Here is a 24,360-nt window from a genome sequence, read left to right on the forward strand (position 1 = left end):
TCAGTTCTTCTTCGTGGTCTTCGGCTTCGGCTCCGCGGCGAGTGCCTGGTCGACCAGCGTCCTGGCCTCGGCCACCCGCTGCGCGTAGGCGGCCAGGTCGCCCTTCTTCAGCGCGGCGTCGGCTTCCTTGAACTTGGCGTCCGCCTGGGTGAGCAGGTCGAAGGTCGTCGTCCCCGGAGTCTCGCCGTTGTCCGGCGGGGTCGTGGTCGGACCCTCGTCGGTGCCCACGGTGTCGCCGGTGGACTGGCCGATGTTCCGGATCGCGTCGCTCAGCGTGGTGCCGATGCCGACGTCCTTGCCGTAGGAGGCGAGCACCCGCAGCAGCACCGGGTACTTGCCGGACCCGGTCTCGCGCACCGTGTAGAGCGGCTGCACGTAGAGCAGTCCGCCGTCGACCGGGAGCGTGAGCAGGTTTCCGTAGCGGACGCTGGCATCCGTGCCGGTCTTGAAGTTCCGCAGCACCGCCGCGACCTTCGGGTCGGTGCTGAACTGGTTGGCGATGTTGCCCGGCCCCTGGAACTGGGTGTTGTCGGGCAGCCGCAGGATCTGGAACTTGCCGTAGGTCGAGGTGTCCGCGGCATCCGCACCCACCGACATGAACGCCGTCAGGTTGGACTTGTTGGCCGGGCTGTAGACCGAGGTCAGCGAGTAGACCGGGTCACCACCGGGCTCGCGCTCGACCGAGAGCCGGTACGGCGGCTGGGTGGTCGCGGTCTGGTCGGGATCGGCCGGAACCTCCCAGCGGTCGGTGGCCTCGTAGAACGTCTTCGGGTTGGTGACGTGGTACTCGGCGAGGATGTTCCGCTGCACCTTGTACATGTCCTCGGGGTAGCGGAAGTGGTCGAGCAGCTCCTTGGGGATGCTCTGGCGCGACTTCACGACGTCCGGGAACACCGACTCCCAGGCCTTCAGGATCGGGTCGGTGTCGTCCCACTCGTAGAGCGTCACCGTGCCGTCGTAGGCGTCCACGGTCGCCTTGACCGCGTTGCGCATGTAGTTGATGTCGTCGGTCGGCTGCGTCGCGTACGTCGGTCGCGGGCTGATCGCGTCCGAGGTCATGTCGCGCAGCGAACGCTTCTGGGAGTTCGCGAACTTGTCGGTGGTCGTGTAGCCGTCGAGGATCCAGACGATCCGGCCGTTCACGACCGCCGGCAGCGAAGTCTTGTCGACGGTCAGCCACGGGGCGACCTTCTGGACACGGACCCGCGGCGAGCGGTTGTAGAGCAGCTTCGAGTCTGCGTGCACGCGCGAGGACAGCAGGAAGTTGGGCTCGCCGAACTTCACGGCGTACAGGAGCTTGCGGAACTCCGAGCCGACCTTGACGCCGTCCTTGCCCTCGTACGTCGAGGTCTGCGCGGTACCCACCGAGGTGTTGTTCTGCGGGATGTCGAGCTCGACGTCCTTGCCGCCCTTGGCCTTGCCGACGATCGAGTACGACGGGCTGTTGTCGCCGAAGTAGATCTGCCCGCGGTAGCCACCGTTGGTGAGCGAGGTGAGCACGCCGCTCGGCGGGAGCGACTGCTCGGCGAAGACCGGCTGGCCACCGTTCGTGGTGGTCGCGACCTCCTTGTTCTGCTCGTCGCGTTGGTTGCCGTAGGCGGCGATCATCCCGTAGCCGTGGGTGTAGACCGTGTGCAGGTTCGCCCACTTCTTCTGTGCCGCCGGCAGGCCGTCGACGTTGATCTCGCGGGCGGCCACGACCATGTCCCGGCTGGTGCCGTCGACCTTGTAGTGGTCGACGTCGAGCACCGGCTGCACCGTGTAGTACGCCTTCTGCTGCTGCAGCTGCTCGAAGGCGTCGCGGACCTCGCCCGGGTCGAGCAGCCGGACGCCGGGGATCGACTTCGAGTTGACGACGTCCGAGGCCTTGAGCGTGGTCTTGGCGTCGTACGGCGTGATCTGGGTGTCGGTCAGCCCGTAGGCGTCGCGGGTCGCGGTGATGTTCTTCGCGATGTACGACGACTCCTTGTCCGGCTCGTCGGGCTTGACCTGGAACTTCTGCACCATCGCCGGCCAGATCATGCCGATGAGCACGGCCGAGAGCGCGAACAGTGCCAGGCCCACGCCGGGCAGCATCCAGGTGCGCCGGTAGACGTTGACGAAGAAGAGGATCGCGCAGATCACCGCGATCGCGATGAGGATGTTCTTGCTCGGCAGCACCGCGTGCTGTCTCGAGTAGGTCATGCCGGTGACCAGTCCCCCGCCCGCGGAGGTCAGGTCGAACCGGTCCAGGTAGTAGTCGACCGCCTTGAGCAGCACCAGCAGGCCGAGGACCACCGAGATCTGGGCTTGCGCCGGCCCGGAGACCTTGTCGACGCGCGCCTGCAGCCGGATCCCGCCGTACACGTAGTGCACGAAGACGGCCGCGACCAGGCCGATCACGAACGCGGTCATGAAGAAGTCGACGAGCCAGTGCAGCCACGGCAGCGTGAAGACGTAGAAGCCGATGTCCTTGTGGAAGTAGGCGTCCTTCTGCCCGAAGGACTGCCGGTGCTGCCACAGCAGGTAGGTGCGCCACTGACCGGTCGCCGAGGCGCCGGCGAAGACCGCGAAGACGATGCTGGCCGAGATCAGCAGGATCCGGCGCAGCGGGTTGATCACCTCGCGGTAGCGGTCCAGGTTCGCCTGCTCGGCGGAGTTCGGGCGGAACACCGGGCGCAGCCGGTAGGCCAGCCAGAGGTTGCCGCCGACGATCAGGCCCATCAGCAGGCCGAAGACCACGAACATGCCGACCTTGGTCCAGATCAGCGTGCTGAACACGTGGCCGTAGCCGATCGAGGAGTACCAGAGCTTGTCGGTCCAGATGCCCGCGAACAGCGAGAAGCCGATCAGCAGCGCGGCCATCACGACCAGGGTGAGGATCAGCGGGCTGCGGCGGCGCTCGTGACGCACCGGGGCCGGACGGGGCTGTTCCGGCTCGTCGCCGAAGAAGTCACTCATCGCGGGCTGTCTCCTCGTACTCAAGCGTGGCGTGCAACTGCTCCAACAAACCGGGGACCAGGTCCGGCCCGGTCAGAACGAGGTCGTCCGCGTCATGCGACCTTAACCTCAGCGCGCAAGCGGCCTCACCCCCGCGCAGGACCGCGGCGACCATCCGGACCTCCTGGCGCTCGGGGTGCTGCGCGGCGTACTCCTGGGCCGCGGCGACGTCGGCCGGCAGCTCGTCGTCGGCACCGGGAGGCAGTACCAGCCGCTCCGCGACCGCGGCGACGCCGGCGACGTCCTCGGGCCACTCGATCCCGGCGAGCACGTCCTCGAGCAGCTGCCCCGGGGCCAACGGCTCCTGCTCGATCGGGGTCAGGCCGTCGTCGTCCGCGTCCAGGCCGAGCGCCTCGGCCAGTCCGGGCTCCTGGGCGACCAGCTGCGCGGTGGTGACGAGCGCGTAGATCCGTTCCGGCTGGTCCCAGCCGAGCTCGCTGGCATGGGCCTCGAGCTCGCGGACCACCGACGCGAGCGCACTCACCCGGTGCACCTGGGCAGCGCGGCGTTCGGGTTCTCCCGCCAGGCGTTCACGGCCTTGATGGCGTCGGAGAGCGTGTGCACCTTCACCAGGCGCAGCTTGTTCTTGTCGTAGTGCGAGCGCACCGCCTCGGCGCAGTTCTCCTGGGCGACCAGGAACAACCGCGCGCCGTCGCGCTGGGCGCCGACCAGCTTCTGGCCGATGCCGCCGATCGGGCTGACCACGCCGTCGGCGCTGATCTCACCGCTGCCGGCGATCGACTGCCCGCCGGTCAGGGAACCGGGCGTGAGCAGGTCGTAGATGGAGAGCGCGAAGATCATGCCCGCCGACGGCCCGCCGATGTTGTCGGACAGCCGCACGTTGACCTTGAACGGGTAGACGAACTTCTGGGCGATGCTCACCCCGACCCGGGAGGCCTTCTTGTCGTCCGCCGCCGGGACCGTCACCACGGTGACCACCTTCTCCGCGGTCCCCCGGCGGATGCCGAGCTCGACCTTGTGGCCCGGAGTCACCGCGCGGATCGCCGCGACGAGCTTCGAGGCGTTCGCGGTGCGCAGGCCGTCCACCGAGGTGAGCACGTCACCCTTCTTGAGGATGCCGGCCGACGGACCCTTCGGGTCGACCCCGCTGACCGAGACGTCGACGCGGTAGGCGATCTTCAACGCGCTGAGCGCCGCGGCGGTCGCGTTGTCCTGCGAGGAGGTCATCTCCACCGCGGACTGCTGCTGGACCTGCTTGCTGGTCTGGGTCGGCTTGTAGACCGCGTCCTTCGGAAGTACCGCGACGTCCGGGTCGGCCCACGCCAGCATCACCTGGATCAGGCTGAGGTTGTCGGTCGGTCCGTCCGGGATGATCGTGACCATCCGCAGGCCGCCGGTGTCGGTGTAGGTCTTGTGCCCGGTGATCTGGATGATCGGCTTGTTGTCGAACTTGCCCAGCACGTTGATCGTCGGACCCGGCTGGAAGCGGACGTAGGGCACCTTCACCAGGGCAGCGCCGATCGTCAGCGCGACCACCAGGCCGAACGCGAGCAGGCCTGCGATCGTGCGGCGACTCATGGGAGCAGCCTGTCAGATTCCGACAACTACGCGGACCGACGGGTCGGATCGCTGCTGGTGCGGCGTACCGCGACGCCGGTGCTGCGCTCGCGCGGCCGCGGTCGGTTGCGCGCCGCGGGCGGCAACGGACGCAGGATCGCCTCCGCGAACCGGTCCTGCTCGGCCTGCGTGCGCTCGCGCTCCGGGCGCTCGCGACCGACCCAGGCGGCCCAGACCATGGCAAGCCCGGTCACCAGGGCGGCGGGCAGCAGCCAGAGCAGGATCTCCACCGCTCAAGCATGAACGAGAGAGCCTCCCGTCCTCGGCTGTGACACGCGCCGGGTTTCGACAGGCTCAACCAGCACGGGCCGCTCAACCAGCACCGGCCGGTCGACCAGCACCGGTCGGTCAACCAGCAAGGTAGGCAGTGAGCTTGCCGGCGATGTCGTCCAGGGCCAGCACCTCGTGGGCGAGGCCAGCGGTGGCGACGGCACCGGGCATGCCCCAGACCACGGACGTCGGCTCGTCCTGGACGACGATGCGGGCGCCGGCCTCGGCGAGCAGCCGGCAGCCGATCAGGCCGTCGGACCCCATGCCGGTGAGGATCAGGGCGGTGGCGGCTCCGCCGTACGCCTCCACCGCGGAGCGGAACAGCGCGTCGACCGCCGGCCGGCAGAAGTTCTCCTGCGGGCCCTCGTCCAGGTGCGCCCGTACGACGCCCGCGGACCGCTTCACCCGCAGGTGGAACCCGCCGGGCGCGACGAGCACCTCGCCGGCCCGGGGCACGTCGCCCTCGGCGGCCTCGCGGACGGTGAGCGGCGAGACCCGGTCGAGCCGCTCGGCGAACATCGTGGTGAACAGGGGCGGCATGTGCTGGACCACCAGCACCGGGACGGGCAGGGTGCCGGGCAGGCCCTCGAGCACCCGGGACAGCGCGTCGGGTCCCCCGGTGGAGCAGCCGATCAGGAGCACCTCGGGCGGCGTGCTGCTCGGCTCGGCGAGCTTGACCGGTGCCGGCGGTGGTGCGGGCTTCTCCCGGCCCGGGCCGACGATGCGGCGAGCGCCGACCAGCGCCTTGACCTTGGGGATCAGCTGCTCGCGGACGCTGGCCATCGACTCGGCCATCGAGGTGGTGTTCGACGGCTTGGTGACGAAGTCCGAGGCTCCCAGCGAGAGCGCCTCCAGGGTCTTGGTCGCCCCCTTCTCGGTCAGCGTGCTGAACATGATGATCGGCAGGTGCGGGTGCCGCTTGCGGATCTCGTCCAGAGCGCCGAGCCCGTCGAGGATCGGCATCTCGATGTCGAGGGTGACGGCGTCCGGCTCGAGCTCCTCGACCAGTCCGATCGCCTCGCGGCCGTTGGTCGCGACCCCGGCGACCTCGATCTCTGTGTCGAGCGTGAGAGAGGTGGTGACGAGGCGGCGCACCAGCGCGGAGTCGTCGACGACCAGGACCCGGATCACCCCGAACTCATCGGCAGGATCTCCCGACGCCTGAGCCGTCCGGGACGTTCGACCCTCGGGGCGCCATTCCTCTCAAGAACGATCGGCCGGGACCGATGAGTGCGCCGTGACGATTTCCGACTCGAGCTTCGCGTTCGTCTCCGACCTTGCCCGTCGTGAGACCGCCATGCTCTACGACCCGGGCAAGGAGTACCTGGTCGAGGCGCGGCTGCTGCCGCTCGCTCGTGAAGCCGGGTGCACGGACGTGGACGCCTACGTGCTCCGCCTCCAGGTCGATGCGGCCGAGCGTGCGAAAGCGCTCGACGCGCTGACCATCAACGAGACGTCGTGGTTCCGGGACATGGCGCCGTACCAGGCCTTCACCGAGCTGATGCTGCCCTCGATCGTGGCGCGCCGCGAGCACACCCGGCACATCTCGATCTGGTCCGCGGCCTGCTCCAGCGGCCAGGAGGCCTACAGCCTCTCGATGCTGCTCGACGAGCACCTGCCCCCCGGCTGGACCGCGCAGATCCTCGCCACCGACATCTCCCACAAGATGCTCGCGCGCGTCGAGGCCGGTCGCTACAGCCAGGTCGAGATGAACCGCGGCCTGCCGGCCACCTCGCTGGTGAAGTACTTCAGCCGGGCCGGCAGCGAGTGGGAGGTCAACGACAACCTCAAGAAGATGGTGCGCACCCAGCACCTGAACCTCTCCACGAGCTTCCCGCCGCTGCCGACGTTCGACATCGTCTTCATCCGCAACGTGCTCATCTACTTCGACCTCGACGTGAAGCGGGACATCCTGCGCCGCGTCGGCCAGGTGATCTCCCCCGACGGCTTCATGCTGCTCGGTTCCTCGGAGACCACCCTCGACCTGGACGACCACTGGGACCGCGAGGCCCACGGTCGGGTCCAGGTGCACCGCCCGGTCGGCTACGCCAACGTGCCGGCCTTCAGCCCCCAGCCCACCCCTGAGTCCATCGCCATGACGGGAGCCTGACCCATGTACGCGCTGATCATCGACGACTCGCGAGCGATGCGGAGCATCCTGCGCCGGATCGTCACCGACCTCGGCTTCGAGACCCTCGAGGCGGCCGACGGCCAGGAGGCCCTGGACCACCTCAACGCGGGCCGGATCCCGACCCTGTGCCTGATCGACTGGAACATGCCGGTGATGGACGGCTACACCTTCATCACCAACGTGAGGGCCAACTCCGAGTGGCGCGACATCACGCTGATGATGGTCACCACCGAGAGCGAGCACGGCCAGATCGTGAAGGCGCTGGCCGCCGGCGCCCACGAGTACGTGATCAAGCCGTTCACCCCGGACGCGATCGCCGACAAGCTCGAGCTGCTCGGCCTGGTCGCGAAGGCGGTGCCGGCATGACGATCACGGTGGAGCCGTCGTACGACGACGTGCAGATGCTGGTCGACGAGGTCTGGACCTCGTTCCTGGGCTCCGAGGAGCCGCTGCTTCCCGGTGCCCCGACCGACCTGGCCGTCGGCTGGTCGGCCGCGGTCACCGTCTCCGGCGAGTGGCACGGCATGGTCAGCGTCGAGCTGCCCACCGGCCTGGCCGAGGAGGTCACCCGCCGGATGCTCATGGTCGAGGAGACCCTCGACGAGGACGTCGCCGACGCCGTGGGCGAGCTGGTCAACATGATCGGCGGCAACGTGAAGAGCCTGATGCCGGGCCCGAGCGTGCTCTCCCTGCCCGTGGTCGCCGCGGGTCGCGTCGCACGCCCCTCGGACAGCGTCGAGGTCTGCCGCCTGGACGCCTCATGGGCCGGAACCCCCCTGCTGGTCAGCGTTTACGTGAGGAAGGACGCCTGATGAAGATCCTGGTCGCCGACGACAGCCGGGTGATGCGGCAGATCGTGATCCGCACCCTGCGCCAGGCCGGCTACTCCGGTCACGAGGTCATCGAGGCCGAGAACGGCAAGGAGGGTCTCGACCTGGTCCGCAGCGAGGCGCCCGACCTGGTGCTCTCGGACTGGAACATGCCGGAGATGACCGGGATCGACTTCCTCTCCGCGCTGCGCTCCTCGGGTTCGACGGTGCCGTTCGGCTTCGTCACCTCGGAGGGCTCCGCCGATATGCGCGCCCGCGCCGAGGCCGGTGGCGCGCTGTTCCTCATCGCCAAGCCGTTCACCCCCGAGGCCTTCGACGAGGCGCTCGCCCCCGTTCTCAAGGGCTGAGCCGTGTACGTCCAGACCTCCTACCTCCCTGCCACCAAGGAGATCCGCGACCTGCTCACCGAGCTGCTCGACCGCGACATCCAGGTCTCGCCGAGCACGCCGCTGGCACCGACCCCGAACAACCCGTGCACCGTCGCCGTGTACGTCGACGACACCCTGCAGGTGACCTCGGTGATCGCCTTCGACCTGGCGCTGTCCGCGCACGCTGGCGCCGCGATCGGGCTGGTGCCGGTGACCGGCGCGCAGGCCGCGATCGAGGAGCGGGTCCTGTCCGAGACCCTGCGCGAGAACGTCTACGAGGTGCTCAACATCGCCGCCTCGCTGTTCAACAAGGACGGGGCCACCCACGTCCGCCTCTACGACGCGCACCACATCGGCAACCCGTTGCCCGGTGACGTGCTGGCCCGCGCCCTGACGCTGGGCCGCCGCGAGGACCTCGCCGTCGAGGTGGGTGGCTACGGGCCCGGACGGCTGTCCGTCGTCCTGGTGGCCTGACCCGTTCTCCGTCGTCCTGGTGGACTGACCCGTCGATTCATGCGCTTACCCGTCGATGCAACGACGGGTAAGTGACGGTTTCCCTTGTTCACGTGGGAAACCGCCACCACGTCCGGGACCTACGTCCTCCGGACTCGAACCGAACGGTTCGGAATGTCCGTTTTGTCTTAACCGGTCCCGCGCAGGACCGAACAACCCCCCGAGCACGGATCGCTCACCCCACGCCACGGATCGGCACCCGCTTCGCGCAACTGGAGGCATCCCGTGCCGTTCGCCGTGTCCGACGCCGTGAGCCAGGTCCTGGCTTCCGCGCTCGACGGTGTCACCCAGCGCCAGCAGGTGATCGCCGACAACATCGCCAATGCCGACACCCCCGGCTTCCGGGCCACGAGTGTCGACTTCGAGTCCCAGCTCAAGGCCGCCATCAACGACGGGGAGTTCGCCTCAGGCGAGCCGGTCGACACCGGCGTCATCACGACCCCGACCGACACCCCGGTCGGCGCCAACGGCAACAACGTCGACCTGCGCAAGGAGACGTTGGCCGCGATGCAGAGCCAGTACCAGTACCAGATCCTGACCCGCGCCGTCTCCGAGCGGTTCAACCTCGTCAAGACCGCAGCGACGGGCATGTGACATGGGCGCCTTCGACATGCTGCGCATCGCCGGGTCCTCGATGGGCATGCACCAGACCTGGCTCGACGCGCTGGCCAACAACATCGCCAACGTCAACACCGCGACCCGCACCAACCAGAAGGCCTTCCAGGGCCAGATGGTGATCGCCTCGGCCGACCCGAACGGCGGCGTCGACGTCGCCGGCATCGCGCTGACCGACGGCCAGGGCCGCGTGGTCAACGACCCGAGCAACGCCCTGGCCGACGCCGAGGGCAACATCCGGCTCCCGGACATCGACCTGGCCAGCCAGATGACCCAGCTGGTGATGGCGCAGCGCGGCTTCCAGGCCTCGGTGCAGACCACCAAGACCGCGCAGGACACCTACAACGCAGCCCTCCAGATCGGACGTTGACATGACTGTCTCCGGAGTCGGGAGCGTCGGCTTCACGCCGTACGTGGCGCCGACGGTCAGCCCGAGCAACACCACCGCGGCGAAGTCGGCCTCCGGCCAGGACTTCGGCAACATGGTGCTCGACGGCATCGACCGGCTCGAGCAGGTCCAGGACAAGTCCGACCAGCTCGCGGTCAAGGCCGCCACCGGTGACCTCAACGCGATCCACGACTACACGATCGCCGCGACCGAGGCCAGCGTCACCACCCAGCTCACCGTCGCGGTCCGCAACAAGGCCGTCGAGGCGTTCAACGAGATCATGCGGATGCAGGTCTGATGAAGGACTCGATCAGCCGCGCGTTCACGCGCTACCAGCGCACCTTCCTGGCCTTCACCACCGGCCAGAAGCTCATCGCCGTGCTCGGCACCGGCGCCCTGCTGCTCGCCGGCTTCATGGTCTTCCGGTGGGCCTCCACCCCGAGCTACGCCCCGCTGTTCAGCAACCTGGCGTCCTCGGACGCCTCGGCGGTCATCGACAAGCTCGACTCCGCCGGTACGCCGTACAAGATCACCGACGGCGGCGGCACGATCATGGTGCCGAAGGACAAGGTCTACGCCACCCGGATCTCGCTCTCGGGCCAGGGCCTGCCCAGCTCGTCGACCGACACCGGGTACAGCGCGCTGAAGAACAACAGCCTCTCGACGTCCTCGTTCCAGGAGCAGACCAACTTCAAGATCGCGATGGAGGGCGAGCTCGCCAAGACCATCGAGGCGCTCGACGGCGTGCAGACCGCGGTCGTGCACCTCGCGATCCCGGAGAGGCAGGTCTTCTCCGACAACCAGGACCCGACCACCGCCTCGGTGCTCGTCGAGCCGAAGGCCGGCGTCACGCTGAGCAGCTCGCAGGTGCAGGCGATCACCAATCTGGTCGCTTCCAGCATCGACGGTCTGGACCCGGCCAAGGTCACCGTCGCGGACTCCTCGGGCCAGGTGCTCTCCGGGACCGGCGGCGCCGACGGCGCGGGTGGAGCCGCAGCGGCCAGCCGCAACCAGGAGGTCGCCTCCTACCAGGACCAGATGAACCAGCGGATCCAGGCGATGCTCGACCGCGTCGTCGGCCCGGGCAACTCCACCGTGGCCGTGACGGCGAACCTCGACTTCGACAAGTCCACGGTGCAGACCAAGAAGTACACCTACGACCCGAAGAACCCACCGCTCTCGCAGACCAAGACCTCCGAGCTCTACAACGGCGCCGGCGCCGCGGCCCAGGCGAACGGTGTGGTCGGTCCCGACGGCCAGATGGACAGCTCGGGCACCACCGGCACCGACTCCGGCTCGAAGTACTCCAAGAGCTCGGAGACCAACGACAACGCGATCGACACCACGATCGAGACCCGCGAGGCCGCTCCCGGTTCGGTGCGCAATCTGCACATCGGCGTGGTCCTCGATGCCGCCACCGCGCGGAAGATCGACCCCAACCAGATCCAGACCCTGATCGCCAGCGCCGTCGGCATCGACCCGAAGCGCGGCGACACGGTCCAGGTCGACACCCTGCCCTTCGACCGCACCGCCGAGAAGTCCGCGAAGGCCGACCTCGCGGCGGCGAAGAAGGCGGACGCCAAGACCGCGCAGATGGGCCTGTACCGCAACGCCGGTCTGGTGCTCGTCGTCCTGCTGATCCTGCTGCTCGCCTGGCTCAAGGGCCGCAAGCGGGCCAAGGCCAGGGCCGAGGCGACCACCTACGTGGTCGAGCAGCTCAAGGCCGAGCAGCTCGAGCGGGCGCAGACGACCGCGCCGATCGAGTCCTCGCCGGCGATGCTCGCGCTGGAGACCAGCGAGCGCTCCGAGACCGAGGACATGATGGACGAGCTCGCCGCTCTCGTGGAGCGTCAGCCCGAGGACGTCGCGGCGCTGCTGCGCGGTTGGCTGGTGGACCGCCCATGACGTCAGCGACCATCGCCGGTCTCGGCGTCCGCAAGGCAGCGATCCTGCTCATCCAGATGGGCAAGGACCGCGCCGCCAGCGTGCTCTCCCACCTCTCGGACTCCGAGGTCGAGGCCATCTCCGCCGAGATCGCCCGCCTGGAGTCGATCAGCACCGCCGAGACCCAGCAGGTCGTCGGCGAGTTCAAGGACATGTTCACCGCCCGCCAGCACATCGCCCAGGGCGGCCTGAGCTTCGCCCAGCAGCTGCTCGAGCAGTCCCTCGGCTCCGACCGCGCCGCCGAGATCATCGAGCGGGTCAAGGCCGCTGCGGTGCAGATGCCCTTCCAGTTCCTGCACCGCGCCGACCCGGCGCAGCTGCGCTCCTTCATCGTCGACGAGCACCCCCAGGTGATCGCGCTGGTGCTCGCACACATGACCCCGGACAAGGCCTCGCTGCTGCTCTCCGGGCTCGCCCCCGACCAGCAGGCCAAGGTCGCCCACCGGATCGCGGTGATGGACCGGACCTCCCCCGAGATCATCCGCGCGGTCGAGAGCACCCTGGAGCGCAAGCTCTCCTCGATGCTCCAGCCGGCCGAGATGTCGCGGGTCGGCGGCGTGGATCCGCTGGTCAACATCATCAACCGCTCCGACCGCTCGACCGAGCGCCAGATCGTCGACGGGCTCGAGGCCCTCGACGCCGCCCTGGCCGACGAGGTGAAGAGCCGGATGTTCATGTTCGAGGACATCGTCAACCTCGACGACCGCTCGGTGCAGCTGGTCCTGCGCTCGGTAGAGAGCAACGAGCTCGCGCTGGCGCTCAAGGGCGTCCCCGACGCGGTGCGGGAGAAGATCACCGCCAACCTGTCCAGCCGCGCAGCCGAGAACCTGGTCGAGGAGGTCGAGCTGCTCGGTGCGGTCCGGCTGACCCAGGTCGAGGAAGCCCAGCAGTCGATCATCCGCACCATCCGCCAGCTCGAGGAGCAGGGCCAGATCATGGTCCGGCGAGGGAACGACGATGAATTCGTCGAGTGAGGCCACGGTGACCCCGCTGGTCACCCCCGAGCTGCGGACCGGAGAGTGGACCCGGTTCGGGTCCGAGCGCGTCCTGGGCGACGCGGTCACCGAGCTCGCGCTGTCCACCCTCGCCGAGAGCACCCGCGCCGCCGCCCGGTCGCAGGGCTACTCGATCGGGTGGGCCGAGGGTCAGCGCCAGGCGCGGCAGCAGGCTGCCCGCGAGGCGGCTGCTGCCGAGGACGCCCGACGTGCCGCCGAGGACCGCCGGGCCGCCGAGCACGCCGGCGCGCTGGCCGCGCTGGCCGCCGCGGCCGCCGACCTGCACGCGGCGACCGCCCGCACCTGCGCCGCGATCGAGGAGCAGGCCAGCGACCTCGCGTGGGAGCTGACCCGTGAGCTGCTCGGCCACGAGCTGAGCATCGACGGTGTCGACGTCGTACGCCGGGTGCTGAACCTGTTGCCCGACGCACCCGTGGTCGCCGTCCGCCTGCACCCCGACGACATCGCCGGCGCCGCCGCCCTGGCCGAGCAGGGCGTGCCGCTGCTCGCCGACTCCTCGCTCGGCCGCGGCGACGCCCTCATCGAGTCCGCCGACCACGTCCTCGACCTGCGTCTGGACCTGGCGCTCGAGCGCGTCCGGGAGGCCCTCCGATGACCGCCCTGACCCTCCAGACCCGGCAGCTCGCTCTCGGCGCCGCGGCACCGCTGCGCCTCGGCCGGGTGGCCGAGCTCGTCGGCCTGCACCTGCTCGTCACCGGCCTGCCCGCCGGCGTCGGCGACCTGGTCGAGGTCGACGGCCCCGTGCCGGTCCTGGCCGAGGTCGCGGCCAGCACCCCGCGCGGCCTGGTCTGCCTGCCGCTCGGTCACACCGCGGGGCTGGAGGCCGGCGCCCTGGTCCGACACACCGGCGGACCGCTCACGATCGGCGTCGGTGACGCGCTCCAGGGTCGCGTGCTGGACGGCCTCGGCCGGCCCGTCGACGGCGGCCCCTCGCTGGACGGACTGACCCGGGTCGTCGTCGAGCACCACGCCCCCGGTGCGCTCAGCCGCCCGCGGATCGACCACCAGCTCGGCCTGGGAGTCCGGGCCCTGGACACCCTGGTCCCCTGCGGACGCGGACAGCGGATCGGCATCCTGGCCGGCTCCGGCGTCGGCAAGTCCAGCCTGCTCTCCATGGTCGCCCGCGGCACCGACGCCGAGGTCTCGGTGATCGCGCTGATCGGCGAGCGCGGCCGCGAGGTCCGCGAGTTCATCGACAACGACCTCGGCCCCGAGGGCCTGGCCCGCTCGGTGGTCGTCGTCGCCACCAGCGACGCCCCGCCCGTGGAGCGGTTGCGCGCCGCCTTCGTGGCCACCCGCATCGCGGAGTCCTTCCGCGACTCCGGCAAGCACGTCGTGCTGATGATGGACAGCCTGACCCGGGTCGCGATGGCCCAGCGCGAGATCGGCCTGTCCGCAGGCGAGCCCCCGGCCACCCGCGGCTACCCGCCGAGCGTCTTCAACCTGCTCCCCCGCTTGCTCGAGCGCGCCGGCACCTCGCCGGCCGGCAGCATCACCGGCCTCTACACGGTCCTCGTCGAGGGCGACGACCTCCAGGACCCGATCGGCGACACCGCCCGGTCCATCCTCGATGGCCACGTCGTGCTCTCCCGGGCCCTGGCCACCGCCGGGCACTTCCCCAGCATCGACGTGCTCGAGTCCATCTCGCGCGTCACCACCGCGGTCACCGATCGCGGTCAGCAGGACGTGGCCCTCGAGCTGCGCCGGATGCTGGCCGCGTACCGCAACGTCCGCGAGCTCGTCGAGATCGGCGCCTACGTCTCCGGTGCCGACCGCGACGCCGACCGGGCGCTGGCCCGGATGGACGCGATCAACGACTTCCTGCGCCAGCCGATGCACCAGAGCACCCCGCCCGCCGAGTCCTGGGCCTGGCTCTCCGCCCTCGTCGGCGACGGACAGACCGGAGGTAGGGCATGAGCAGCGCGGCCACCGCTGACGACGCCGGCCTGCTCGCCGTCGCCCGGGTCCGCCGGGTCCGCGAGACCGACAGCCGGATCGGCCTGCAGACCGCTCTGGCCGAGCAGCGGGCCGCCCAGAAACGGGTCGACGACCTGCGTCGCCGGCTCCACGACGCCGACCGGTTCGCCGCCGGCTCCGCCGCCGACTTCGTCGCGTTGCGCGGCTCGCTCCAGGTGCTCGGCATGGTGCTACTCGCCGCTGTCGAGGAGCTCGACCAGACCCGCACGATCAGCGCCGCGGCCCTGGAGGCGTGGCAGCGCGACCGCGCCAAGCTCGCCGCGATCGAGGGTCTGCTGGAGCGACGCCTGGCTGCCCGACGTACCGAGGCGGCGCGGGGTGAGGCCCGTGAGCTCGACGACCTGGCGACCCAGCGCTGGCTGCGACGGACGGGGGAGGTGGCCTGATGAGCGTTTCCGACGTCACCGCACGGATCGCACAGATCCAGGCACAGCTCGCCGTCCTCGCACCGCAGAGCACCGGCTCGGCGGCGGCCTTCGCGAGCAGCCTTGACGCGGCCAGCGGCAGCACCGTCGCGACCACCGGCGACGACGTGGTGAGCGAGGCCAAGAAGTACCTCGGGGTCCCCTACGTCTGGGGAGGCACCGACCCGAAGAGCGGCCTGGACTGCTCGGGCCTGGTCCAGCTCGTCTACAAGAACCTCGGCTACGACCTCCCCCGCGTCTCCGGCGACCAGGCGAAGGCCGGCACCGAGGTCACCGGCGGCCTGGCCGCGGCGAAGCCGGGCGACGTGCTCGCCTTCGGCTCCCCGGTCCACCACGTCGGCATCTACATCGGCGACGGCCAGATGATCGAGGCGCCGCACCCCGGCGCCGACGTGCGGATCAGCAAGGTCACCGAGACCCCGACCCACATCCGCCGGATCCTGCCCACCGACGCGGCCGCCGCCGGAGCCGGCGCGGTCACCACGGGCCGGGTCGCCACCGCGACCCCGTACGCCGACCTGTTCACCGCCGCGGCTCGCAAGTACGGCGTCCCGGCCTCGCTGCTCTCGGCGGTGGCGCGGACCGAGTCGAGCTACAACGCGAACGCGGTCAGCCCGGCCGGCGCGCAGGGCCTGATGCAGCTGATGCCCGGGACCGCGAAGAGCCTGGGCGTGACGAACTCCTTCGACCCCGCCCAGTCGATCGACGGCGCCGCGAAGCTGCTGCACAGCCTGACCCAGCGGTTCGGCCGCACCGACCTGGCGCTCGCGGCGTACAACGCCGGCCCGGGCGCGGTCCTGAAGTACCACGGCGTCCCGCCGTACCCCGAGACCCAGCAGTACGTCACCAAGGTGATGTCCCTGATGAAGGCGGCCGCCTGATGACGATCGCCCCCCTGACTCCCGCCGCGGCGCCGGTCCCCACACCTGGCGTCGCGGCGGGCTCCAAGGCTCCCGGGGACTTCCTGGCGGAGTTCCTGCAGGCCCTCACCGCCACCGATGGCTCGGTGGTCGAGCCTGTCGAAACCCCGACCCCCGGGCCCACCGCGCTGGTTGTGCCTGTCGAAACCCCCGCCCCTGGGCTGGTTGAGCCTGCCAAATCCCCCGCCCCTGGGCTGGTTGAGCCTGTCGAAACCCCCGGCACCACCCCGCCGGCCGCTCGTGGGTCGAAGCACGATCGCGCCGTCGACACCAGGACCCTGCCCGCGACCGATCCCGGGACGCCCGCCGACCCGTGCCCGACCGCGGACGCGACGACCCCGACTCCCGACCCGACGGCCGCGACGCCGACGCCGCCGACGCAGCCGACGCCCGACCCGACCCTGAACCCCGTCGTGACCAACCCGGTCGTGAACAACCCGGCCGCCCCGCCCGTCGCACCCGCGCCCACCGGGGCCGGCGTCGGCGCTGGTGACACCCCGATCACCCCGTCCGACAAGGTCAACCCGGGCAAGCACCTCGGCCAGAACCGCACCGAGCACCCCGGCCTGCACCTGGGCCTGGGCCACACCACGCACCCGGTGAACCCGAAGCGCGGAACCGACACCGGTTCAGCCGGCACCGGCGAACAGCCGCCGACGGCCACCACCCCCGAGGACCCGACCACCCCGGTGGCCACCAAGTCCCCCGAGGCTCCCGCGGCTCCCCGGTTCGAGCTGCCGCAACCGGCCCAGCACGCGCGGGTCGAGCAGCCGGTCACCCAGGTCGCGCCCACGACGGTGCAGCCGACCAGCGCGATGACAACGACGACCACGACGGCCCCGACGCCGGCCGTCACGACCACCGTCTCGGTCCCCGACCAGGTCTTCGACCGGATCACCGGGCTGACGAGCGCCGGCAACGGCACCCACCGGATCACCATGAAGCTCCAGCCCGAGGCGCTTGGCGAGGTGCGCGTGGTGCTGACCGTGCGCGACGGCGCGGTGCACGTCCGGCTCGCCGCGGGCCAGGAGGCCCGCGCCGCGCTGCTCGAGGGATCGCCCGAGCTCAAGCAGCTGCTCGAGCGGGCCGGCGCGACCGACGCGAAGGTCGTGGTTCGCGAGCTGCCGACCAGTGCGGTGGCCGCCGTCCAGCAGCCGAACGGTGCCGCCCAGGCCCAGACCAGCGCCCAGCACGGCCACCAGAACGCGCAGGGCGACCAGCCCCCGCAGGCGGGACAGTCCGCCACCCAGACCCCAGCGACCGACACCACGAGCACGGACTACCCCGGGCTCGGCGGTGGAGACCGGTCACCCGATCGTCACGCAGGGACGCGTGCCGACCACCTCGCCACGGACGGCGATGACCACTCCCGAGGACACCGCGAAGGCGGGCGTCGGGACGTCACACCGATCCGGTCGGGAACGAGGTCCGCAGCAGCGGGTCTCGACCTGACCCTGTGAGGAGGGAGAAGAGATGTCAGTCCCGGCAACCGAGTCCGTGACGACCCAGGGCATGTTCGGCACCGCCGACTCGTCCTCGTCGACCGGCAAGAGCGCCTCGGCCGACAAGGACATGTTCCTGCAGCTCCTGGTCGCGCAGATGCGCTACCAGGACCCGATGAACCCGACCGACTCCAGCCAGTTCCTGGCCCAGTCGGCGCAGTTCACGGCGCTGGAGAAGATGCAGGACGTCGCCGACAAGACCGCCCAGCTGTTCCAGGCCCAGGTGTCCTTCGGGGCCAGCGGCTTCATCGGCAAGACGGTCACCTGGCCCGACTCCGACGGCAACACCCAGACCGGGACCGTCCACGGAGTCACCTTCGGCAAGGACGGCCCGATGCTCGACGTCGGCGCCACCGATCCCATCTCGATCGCCTCGGTCCTCTCCGTGACCGACGGCGCCAGCACCACCGCCCCGACCCAGACCACCAACCCGTAAGGACACCACCATGCTTCGTTCGCTCTTCGCCGGCATCTCCGGCCTCCGCGTCAACCAGACCATGCTCGACGTCACCGGCAACAACATCGCCAACGCCAACACCACTGGCTTCAAGTCGAGCTCGACGGTCTTCCAGGACACCCTGAGCCAGATGCTCACCGGCGCCTCCGCGGCCAACGCCAACCGCGGCGGCACCAACCCGATCCAGATCGGGCTGGGCGTGCAGCTCGCCGCCACGAACGCCAACTTCACCCAGGGCTCCACGCAGACCACCGGTCGTCCGACCGACCTGATGATCCAGGGCGACGGCTTCTTCGTCACCACCAAGGGCAACGAGCAGCTCTACACCCGGGCCGGCGCGTTCACCTTCGACAACACCGGAACCCTGGTCACCCCGGACGGCAACCGGGTCATGGGCTACGCCCTCGACGCGACCGGTGCCCCGACCGGCGGCCTGATCCCGGTGACGCTGGACACCACCGCGCTGACCCCGCCGGTGCCGTCCGGCGTCAACCTGACGTCGTACAACATCGGCTCGGACGGCAAGCTGCGCGGCATCTTCGACGACGGCGTCCAGCGCGACATGGCGCAGATCGCCATCGCCGACTTCAACAACCCGATGGGCCTGGAGAAGGTCGGCGAGACCTCCTACCGGGAGTCGGCCAACTCCGGCGCCGCCACCATCGACGTCGCCGGTGTCGGCCGCAACGGCACCATCACGGCCGGGGCGCTGGAGATGTCGAACGTCGACCTGGCGGCCGAGTTCACCAACCTGATCCTCGCCCAGCGCGGTTTCCAGGCCAGCTCGCGGGTGATCACCACCTCCGACCAGGTGCTCGAGGACCTGGTCAACATCAAGCGGTAGTGAACCGAGGGTCTGAGCGTGCCGTCCGCGGCGCGCTCAGACCCTCGTCACTCTCAGCCGATCCGGACCGGCTTCCAGCTGTAGTTGAACGCGAAGCCCTGCGGGAAGTTGTCCTCGTTCCCGGTGTGGTCGAACAGGCAGAACTGCACGTAGGCCTTGCCCGGGTGCAGCTCGCCGAACTCCGGCTTCAGCAGGTAGCGGGTCACGTGCCAGTGCCCGTCGCAGGGCACGGTCAGGCCGGCCTCTGAGTTCTGGAAGTTCCAGTTGGTGTCGTACCAGGCATCGGCATCCGAGCTGCTGGTGTGGTCGGGCTCGCTCAGGTTCGGCCCCTGCTTGACCGAGACCCACAGGTGGGTGCCGGTGCGGCCGCCGTAGCACTTGTACTTGCCCTGCACGTACGCCGCACTGCCGTCCGGCGCCAGGATGATGTTGTGCCCGGTCCAGGCGACCTGCGGGTCGGCGTACGGGACGGGCTTGGCGATACCCGGCGAGCCGAGCAGCACCATCGCGAGTGCGGCAGCGACGGCGGCGCAGGCCTTGGCGGTCGAAGCGAACATGGTTCCCCTTTCACGGCTCCCCTCCTTTCCACCGTGCACCCGGCCCCAGAAGCCCGGCAATAGCACCGACGGGGGGCGTTACCTGCGTCACGTCGCCCGCGTACGGGCCAGAAAAGAGTGAACCGAACGGGCCATCTGCGGCGTACACAGAAGTACCGAGGCAACGACGCCTCCCCCACGAGGAGGTCCGCGATGGACCAGATCCGGCTACGACCGCTGGAGCCCGACGACGGCGCCCTGCTCCAGGAGATCTTCGACCAGCTCGGCCCGAACTCCCGCTACCAGCGGTTCCTGGTGCCGAAGCTCCGGCTGACGTCCTACGAGCTCCGCGTGCTCACCGCGGTCGACCACGACCAGCACGAGGCCGTGGTCGCGCTCGCGCTCCCCGAGGAGCGGCCGATCGGCGTGGCCCGCTTCGTGCGCGGGGCCGCGGACCCGGACGTGGCCGAGGTGGCCGTCGAGGTGGTGGACTCCTGGCACCGCCGCGGCATCGGCAGCCTGCTGATCCGGGCCCTGGTCGCCCGGGCGGTCGACCTGCACGTCGAGCAGCTCGCCGCCGTGATGGCCCACGACAACCTCGCCGCGCTGCGGCTGCTGCACCACGTCCCCGGCGAGCTCGGGCGGGTCCCGGGCAACCAGGGGGTCGCGGAGTACCGGCTGGTGCTCCGGCCGGATCTTCGGCCGGCCTGCTGAGCACCGGTACGGCCCAAGTCCTCAAGTACGCCGGGGCGGGGCCGATGGACACACACGAAGGGCCACGGACGGCCCGGGTTCCATCGCACAAGGAAGGTGCGCCCCATGATCACGCTCACGCGACTCTCGGGATCGGCGTTCGTCCTGAACTCCGATCTGATCGAGCGCATCGACGCGACCCCCGACTCGGTGGTCACCCTCATCGACGGCAAGAAGTACGTCGTGGCGGAGACCCTCGAGGAGATCATCGACCTGGTCCGCACCTACCGCGGCGAGGTCATCGCTGTCGGCGCCCACATCGCCGACCAACCCGTCCCCGACTCGTCCGCACCCGTCCCCGGCCCTGATCGCCCGCTCGCGGCGGTCCACTCGCTCGGGCACGGGGAGGGCTGAGATGGATCCGGCACCCGCGATCGGTATCGGAGGAGGGTTCGTCGTCGTCATCGCCGCCAACGTGATGGAGGGCGGCAACCCGATGAGCCTCCTGCTCGGCCCACCGCTGATCCTCGTCTTCGGCACGACGATCCTGATCAGCATCGCCGGCGGCACCATGATCGACGCCAAGAACATCATCAGCTCGCTGAAGATGGCCTTCACCGGCAAGGTCGACCCGCCGGGCGCGATGATCCCCGAGGTCGTCGGACTGGCCGAGCGCGCCCGCCGCGAGGGCCTGCTCTCGCTGGAGGAGTCGCTGACCGCGATCGACGACCCGTTCCTGGTCAAGGGCGTCACCATGGCGATCGACGGGACCGACCCCGAGGAGGTCCGCGACATCCTCGAGGCGGAGGTCTACGCCAAGCGCGCCGAGGACAAGCAGCGCGCCAAGTTCTTCGCCGACGCCGGCGCCTACGCCCCCACCATCGGCATCATCGGCACCGTCATGGGCCTGGTGCACGTGCTGGAGAACCTGGCCGCCCCCGAGGAGCTCGGCCACCTGATCGCCGGCGCGTTCGTCGCCACCCTGTGGGGCGTCACCTCGGCCAACGTCATCTGGCTCCCGATCGGCAGCCGGATCAAGCGCCTCGGCGAGCTCGAGTGCGCCCGGATGGAGCTGGCGATCGAGGGAGTCGCCGCGATCCAGGCCGGCTCGAACCCGCGTGTCATCGCCCAGAAGCTGCGCTCGCTGCTGCCCTCGGGCCAGCAGCCCGAGGCGGAGGCTGCCTGATGTCGCGCCGCAAACGTCACGAGCAGCACGAGGAGCACGAGAACCACGAGCGCTGGTTGGTCACCTACGCCGACATGGTCACGCTGCTGATGGTGCTGTTCATCGTGATGTTCGCGATGAGCCAGGTCGACCAGAAGAAGTTCAACGCGCTCAAGGAGGGCCTGGCCGCCGGGTTCGGCCAGTCCACCTCGATCCAGGACGGCTCCAGCTCGATCCTCGACCAGCCCGGCGAGGCGGCTGCGGAGCCGATCGCGCCGAGCAAGTTCGCGGTCGACGTCAAGCAGGTCCAGGCAGCCACCACCTCCGCGACCTCCAAGGCGATCGCCGAGCACGACCAGGCCCAGGCGGACCTCAAGTACAGCGAGGCGAAGGCGGAGGTGGACCGCCTCAAGGAGCTGCTCAAGCGGCTGCACGCCGCGCTGGCCGCGCACGGTCTCGAGGACGACGTCCAGGCCACGATCGACAACCGCGGCCTGGTGCTGAGCATGGTCTCGCGGCACGTCGTCTTCGAGCCGAACCTGGCCACGCTCACCGACCGGGGTCGGCTGCTGGTCGACACCCTCGCGCCCGTGCTGCGCGACCTGCCCGACCCGCTCGAGATCGACGGCCACACCAACCAGGCGAAGGGCAAGCCGGAGTTCTACGCCTCCGACTGGGACCTGTCCGCGGCCCGGGCGGTCACCGTGCTGCGCCACCTGAACGAGGTCGACCACGTGCCGGCAGGTCGCCTGACCGCGTCGGCCTTCGGGCACACCAAGCCCCTGGTCGACCCGAGCAAGCCCGGCTCGCAGGAGGTCAACAAGCGCGTGGACATCGTCGTGCTGTCCTCACTGCCCAGCGACACCCGCGCCCTCATCGAGGACGTGCTGAAGAAGACCCCGAAGGGACCCGGAGCTCAAGGAGGGCTCTCATGACCGTGACTGCGATGCCGACTGCGCCCGAGGCGACCGAGGACAAGTCCAAGAAGAAGGCCGGCAAGGACGGCGAGAAGGCCAAGGGCGGCAAGAAGAAGCTGATCATGATGATCGTCGGGGCCCTGGTGCTCGGGGGCGGCGGGTACGTCATGTTCCTCAAGCCCAAGGGACCTCCCGGCCCGCCCGTCGCCGGTGACGTGGTGAAGCTCGACGCGATCCAGATCAACCTGGCCGACGACCACTACCTGCGGATCGCGATCGGTCTGCAGCTGGTCAAGGGGGTCAAGGAGACCGACACCAGCAAGGCCGCGGACGCCACCATCGGGGTGTTCTCCGGGCTGCCGATGTCGGAGGTGAACGACCCGAAGCACCGCGAGCTGCTCCGCAAGGAGCTGGTCAAGGAGCTGAAGGAGCGCTACGAGGGAGAAGTGATGGGGGTGTACTTCACGGAGCTCGTCACCCAGTAACTGGTACAGACCACCAGGTTTTCCGCTCAGGTGGGTCCGGCGCGAGCCGATACGACCCAGCGTGAGCCTCCTTGCGTCCAACCGGGCGTCCACCCGCACTCGTCGCCGGACCGGCGCCGAGCCGGTCCTGTACGACTTCCGCCGGCCGATCCAGCTCTCCCGGGAGCACTCCCGGATCCTCCAGCTCGGCTTCGACGGTTTCGCGCGCCAGGCCACCACCGTGTTCACGTCCTCGCTGCGCACCGTGTGCCAGGTGGCGATCGCCTCCATCGAGCAGCGCAGCTACGCCGAGTACGTCGACTCGCTGGACGCTGCGACCTACCTGACGATGTTCGCCGCCGACCCGATGCCGGGTCTCGGCGTGCTGGAGATCCCGCTGACCGCGACGATGTCCTGCGTCGACCACATGCTCGGTGGGCCCGGCAACGCCGACCAGCCGCAGCGACCGCTGACCGAGATCGAGAGCGGCGTCATCGGGGGCCTGATCGAGCGGCTGCTGGGCGAGATGCGCTACTCCCTGGCCGGCATCGTGCCGCTGGAGCCGGCCATCACCGGCACCGAGTACAGCCCCCAGTTCGCCCAGGTCGCCGGTGCGGCCGACGTGATGGTCGTGGCTTCCTTCGACCTCCGCGTCGACGAGCACCCCTACCGGATGACGATCTGCCTGCCGTTCAGCGGCCTGCTCCCGCACCTGGCCTCTGCTGCCGCCCCGGCGCCCGCTTCGGACCGCGAGCGCGCCAAGCGCGCCCAGGCCGCGGAGCTGCTGCAGGCGCAGTTCTCCGAGGTCCCGCTCGAGGTCTCGGTGCGCTTCCGCCCGACCCACCTGAATCCGGACGAGCTGTCGGCGCTGGTGCCCGGCGACGTGCTGCGCCTGTCCCACCCCGCTTCCGCCCCGCTCGACGTCTGCGTCGAGCGGGAGACCTTCGCCCACGCCACCGCCGGCGCCCAGGGCCAGCGACTCGCCGCCCTGATCGTGGGCACCCGTAAGGAGATCCGATGACCGACCTCGCGCTCGCCGCCGCCAACGCCGCCGCCGCCGTCCTCCCGTCCGTCGAGCCGTTGATCGCCGCCGGCGCCCAGCCGGGCAACGAGAACGTGACTGCCTCCTTCTCCGGCGCCGCGATCGCCGAGGTCGACGGCGGGCTGTCCGGGCGGATCGCCGTCCTGGTCGGCGACGAGCTGACCGAGGCGCTGGCCTCCAGCCCGATCGAGGGCCTGGACCTCGCCGCCGCCGTCCAGCCCGCGCTGGACGCCATCGCCGCGACCCTCGGAGGCTCGGCCAAGGCCGCCCGCACGGTCGAGCTCGACCTGGTCGTCTCCGACCTCGGCGACGACTTCACCGTCGTCCCGCTGATCGGCGCCGGCATCGCCGCCTCGGTGCTGATCCAGGACCACCTGCTCGCCGACGGTGGCTCTCCCGCGGCCGAGCCCGCTCCGGCGGTCCCCCCGACTTCGTTGGTTGAGCCTGTCGAAACGTTTGGACAGGTTTCGACGAGCTCAACCGGCACGGAAACAAGCTCGGCCCCTGCCCCGGCCAGCAACGTCACGCCGTTGCCGGTGCGCGGCCTGGAGATGCTGCACGGCGTCGACATGGAGGTGACCGTCGAGCTCGGCCGCACCCGGATGACGGTGCGCGACCTGCTCGCCCTGACCCCCGGCGCCGTCCTCGAGCTGGACCGCGCCGCCGGCAGCCCCGCCGACCTGCTCGTCAACGGCCGTCTCATCGCCCGCGGCGAGGTCGTCGTGGTGGACGAGGACTTCGGCCTCCGGGTGACCGAGATCGTCGACGACAGCGCGGTGGGCTGAG

General features: G+C 70.1%; 30 protein-coding genes. 24 read left to right on the plus strand and 6 right to left on the minus strand.

Annotation, left to right across the window (positions count from 1 at the left end):
* The 5 genes from EFL95_RS15105 to EFL95_RS15125 all read right to left on the minus strand — a co-directional run bounded on the left by EFL95_RS15105 (position 1) and on the right by EFL95_RS15125 (position 5,958).
* Complete coding sequence (locus EFL95_RS15105) at positions 1–2,940, minus strand: UPF0182 family membrane protein (RefSeq protein WP_123234724.1); 2,940 nt, start codon at positions 2,938–2,940, stop codon at positions 1–3.
* On the minus strand, positions 2,933–3,463 hold the full coding sequence (locus EFL95_RS15110) for a PPA1309 family protein (protein WP_246004963.1): 531 nt from the start codon (positions 3,461–3,463) through the stop codon (positions 2,933–2,935). Before EFL95_RS15110 ends, EFL95_RS15105 begins: the two co-directional genes overlap by 8 nt.
* Positions 3,460–4,518 carry a YlbL family protein gene (locus tag EFL95_RS15115; RefSeq protein WP_123234726.1) on the minus strand — a complete coding sequence of 353 codons (1,059 nt, stop codon included), beginning with the start codon at positions 4,516–4,518 and terminating at the stop codon, positions 3,460–3,462. The genes EFL95_RS15110 and EFL95_RS15115 overlap by 4 nt, the downstream gene beginning before the upstream one ends.
* 26 nt (positions 4,519–4,544) lie before the next feature.
* Positions 4,545–4,787, minus strand: coding sequence for a hypothetical protein (locus EFL95_RS15120; RefSeq protein WP_123234727.1), 243 nt, complete (start codon positions 4,785–4,787; stop codon positions 4,545–4,547).
* 118 nt (positions 4,788–4,905) lie between these two features.
* Complete coding sequence (locus EFL95_RS15125) at positions 4,906–5,958, minus strand: protein-glutamate methylesterase/protein-glutamine glutaminase (RefSeq protein ID WP_123234728.1); 1,053 nt, start codon at positions 5,956–5,958, stop codon at positions 4,906–4,908.
* Between the two features lie 106 nt (positions 5,959–6,064).
* On the opposite strand from EFL95_RS15125, the gene EFL95_RS15130 reads away from it, so the two are divergent.
* The 17 genes from EFL95_RS15130 to EFL95_RS15215 all read left to right on the plus strand — a co-directional run bounded on the left by EFL95_RS15130 (position 6,065) and on the right by EFL95_RS15215 (position 18,757).
* Entirely contained in the window at positions 6,065–6,937 is an 873-nt protein-coding gene (locus EFL95_RS15130; RefSeq protein ID WP_123234729.1) for a CheR family methyltransferase, read from the plus strand.
* 3 nt (positions 6,938–6,940) lie between these two features.
* Positions 6,941–7,324: a response regulator gene (locus tag EFL95_RS15135; RefSeq protein WP_123234730.1), complete on the plus strand. Its 384-nt coding sequence runs from the start codon at positions 6,941–6,943 to the stop codon at positions 7,322–7,324.
* On the plus strand, positions 7,321–7,770 hold the full coding sequence (locus tag EFL95_RS15140; protein WP_123234731.1) for a chemotaxis protein CheX: 450 nt from the start codon (positions 7,321–7,323) through the stop codon (positions 7,768–7,770). Before EFL95_RS15135 ends, EFL95_RS15140 begins: the two co-directional genes overlap by 4 nt.
* On the plus strand, positions 7,770–8,135 hold the full coding sequence (locus EFL95_RS15145) for a response regulator (protein WP_123234732.1): 366 nt from the start codon (positions 7,770–7,772) through the stop codon (positions 8,133–8,135). Before EFL95_RS15140 ends, EFL95_RS15145 begins: the two co-directional genes overlap by 1 nt.
* 3 nt (positions 8,136–8,138) lie before the next feature.
* Positions 8,139–8,630: a hypothetical protein gene (locus tag EFL95_RS15150; protein ID WP_123234733.1), complete on the plus strand. Its 492-nt coding sequence runs from the start codon at positions 8,139–8,141 to the stop codon at positions 8,628–8,630.
* A gap of 264 nt (positions 8,631–8,894) precedes the next feature.
* On the plus strand, positions 8,895–9,263 hold the full coding sequence (flgB, locus tag EFL95_RS15155; protein WP_123234734.1) for a flagellar basal body rod protein FlgB: 369 nt from the start codon (positions 8,895–8,897) through the stop codon (positions 9,261–9,263).
* A 1-nt stretch (position 9,264) separates the two neighbouring features.
* Positions 9,265–9,654, plus strand: a complete 390-nt coding sequence (locus EFL95_RS15160; protein WP_123234735.1) for a flagellar basal body rod protein FlgC — start codon at positions 9,265–9,267, stop codon at positions 9,652–9,654.
* Between the two features lies 1 nt (position 9,655).
* Positions 9,656–9,970, plus strand: a complete 315-nt coding sequence (gene fliE, locus EFL95_RS15165) for a flagellar hook-basal body complex protein FliE (protein ID WP_123234736.1) — start codon at positions 9,656–9,658, stop codon at positions 9,968–9,970.
* Positions 9,970–11,577 (plus strand): flagellar basal-body MS-ring/collar protein FliF, encoded by a 1,608-nt coding sequence (gene fliF / locus EFL95_RS15170; protein ID WP_123234737.1) that lies wholly within the window; start codon positions 9,970–9,972, stop codon positions 11,575–11,577. Before fliE ends, fliF begins: the two co-directional genes overlap by 1 nt.
* Positions 11,574–12,590 carry a flagellar motor switch protein FliG gene (fliG, locus tag EFL95_RS15175; protein ID WP_123234738.1) on the plus strand — a complete coding sequence of 339 codons (1,017 nt, stop codon included), beginning with the start codon at positions 11,574–11,576 and terminating at the stop codon, positions 12,588–12,590. The genes fliF and fliG overlap by 4 nt, the downstream gene beginning before the upstream one ends.
* Positions 12,574–13,227 (plus strand): FliH/SctL family protein, encoded by a 654-nt coding sequence (locus EFL95_RS15180; RefSeq protein WP_123234739.1) that lies wholly within the window; start codon positions 12,574–12,576, stop codon positions 13,225–13,227. Before fliG ends, EFL95_RS15180 begins: the two co-directional genes overlap by 17 nt.
* Complete coding sequence (locus EFL95_RS15185) at positions 13,224–14,549, plus strand: FliI/YscN family ATPase (protein WP_123234740.1); 1,326 nt, start codon at positions 13,224–13,226, stop codon at positions 14,547–14,549. The genes EFL95_RS15180 and EFL95_RS15185 overlap by 4 nt, the downstream gene beginning before the upstream one ends.
* Positions 14,546–14,995 (plus strand): flagellar FliJ family protein, encoded by a 450-nt coding sequence (locus tag EFL95_RS15190; protein WP_123234741.1) that lies wholly within the window; start codon positions 14,546–14,548, stop codon positions 14,993–14,995. Before EFL95_RS15185 ends, EFL95_RS15190 begins: the two co-directional genes overlap by 4 nt.
* Positions 14,995–15,915: a transglycosylase SLT domain-containing protein gene (locus EFL95_RS15195; RefSeq protein ID WP_123234742.1), complete on the plus strand. Its 921-nt coding sequence runs from the start codon at positions 14,995–14,997 to the stop codon at positions 15,913–15,915. The genes EFL95_RS15190 and EFL95_RS15195 overlap by 1 nt, the downstream gene beginning before the upstream one ends.
* Positions 15,915–17,414 (plus strand): flagellar hook-length control protein FliK, encoded by a 1,500-nt coding sequence (locus EFL95_RS15205; RefSeq protein ID WP_183407179.1) that lies wholly within the window; start codon positions 15,915–15,917, stop codon positions 17,412–17,414. Before EFL95_RS15195 ends, EFL95_RS15205 begins: the two co-directional genes overlap by 1 nt.
* Before the next feature lie 13 nt (positions 17,415–17,427).
* Complete coding sequence (locus EFL95_RS15210) at positions 17,428–17,892, plus strand: flagellar hook capping FlgD N-terminal domain-containing protein (protein ID WP_123234744.1); 465 nt, start codon at positions 17,428–17,430, stop codon at positions 17,890–17,892.
* A gap of 10 nt (positions 17,893–17,902) precedes the next feature.
* Entirely contained in the window at positions 17,903–18,757 is an 855-nt protein-coding gene (locus tag EFL95_RS15215) for a flagellar hook-basal body complex protein (RefSeq protein ID WP_123234745.1), read from the plus strand.
* Positions 18,758–18,810: 53 nt separating this feature from the next.
* Here EFL95_RS15215 and EFL95_RS15220 read toward each other — a convergent pair whose 3' ends face one another.
* Positions 18,811–19,314, minus strand: a complete 504-nt coding sequence (locus EFL95_RS15220) for a hypothetical protein (protein WP_123234746.1) — start codon at positions 19,312–19,314, stop codon at positions 18,811–18,813.
* Positions 19,315–19,506: 192 nt separating this feature from the next.
* On the opposite strand from EFL95_RS15220, the gene EFL95_RS15225 reads away from it, so the two are divergent.
* The 7 genes from EFL95_RS15225 to fliN all read left to right on the plus strand — a co-directional run bounded on the left by EFL95_RS15225 (position 19,507) and on the right by fliN (position 24,359).
* Positions 19,507–20,007 carry a GNAT family N-acetyltransferase gene (locus EFL95_RS15225; RefSeq protein WP_123234747.1) on the plus strand — a complete coding sequence of 167 codons (501 nt, stop codon included), beginning with the start codon at positions 19,507–19,509 and terminating at the stop codon, positions 20,005–20,007.
* Positions 20,008–20,112: 105 nt separating this feature from the next.
* Positions 20,113–20,400 (plus strand): flagellar FlbD family protein, encoded by a 288-nt coding sequence (locus tag EFL95_RS15230; RefSeq protein ID WP_123234748.1) that lies wholly within the window; start codon positions 20,113–20,115, stop codon positions 20,398–20,400.
* A 1-nt stretch (position 20,401) separates the two neighbouring features.
* Entirely contained in the window at positions 20,402–21,172 is a 771-nt protein-coding gene (locus tag EFL95_RS15235; protein ID WP_123234749.1) for a motility protein A, read from the plus strand.
* Positions 21,172–22,086 carry a flagellar motor protein MotB gene (locus EFL95_RS15240; protein WP_123234750.1) on the plus strand — a complete coding sequence of 305 codons (915 nt, stop codon included), beginning with the start codon at positions 21,172–21,174 and terminating at the stop codon, positions 22,084–22,086. Before EFL95_RS15235 ends, EFL95_RS15240 begins: the two co-directional genes overlap by 1 nt.
* Positions 22,083–22,553: a flagellar basal body-associated FliL family protein gene (locus EFL95_RS15245; RefSeq protein ID WP_123234751.1), complete on the plus strand. Its 471-nt coding sequence runs from the start codon at positions 22,083–22,085 to the stop codon at positions 22,551–22,553. The genes EFL95_RS15240 and EFL95_RS15245 overlap by 4 nt, the downstream gene beginning before the upstream one ends.
* A gap of 61 nt (positions 22,554–22,614) precedes the next feature.
* A complete protein-coding gene (locus EFL95_RS15250; RefSeq protein ID WP_246004964.1) occupies positions 22,615–23,553 on the plus strand; it encodes a flagellar motor switch protein FliM in 939 nt (312 codons plus the stop codon).
* Positions 23,550–24,359 (plus strand): flagellar motor switch protein FliN, encoded by an 810-nt coding sequence (gene fliN / locus EFL95_RS15255; protein ID WP_123234753.1) that lies wholly within the window; start codon positions 23,550–23,552, stop codon positions 24,357–24,359. Before EFL95_RS15250 ends, fliN begins: the two co-directional genes overlap by 4 nt.
* Position 24,360 lies beyond the last annotated feature (1 nt).

Origin of the sequence: Nocardioides marmorisolisilvae, assembly GCF_003725775.1 — a bacterium.
GTDB classification, from domain to species: domain Bacteria; phylum Actinomycetota; class Actinomycetes; order Propionibacteriales; family Nocardioidaceae; genus Marmoricola; species Marmoricola marmorisolisilvae.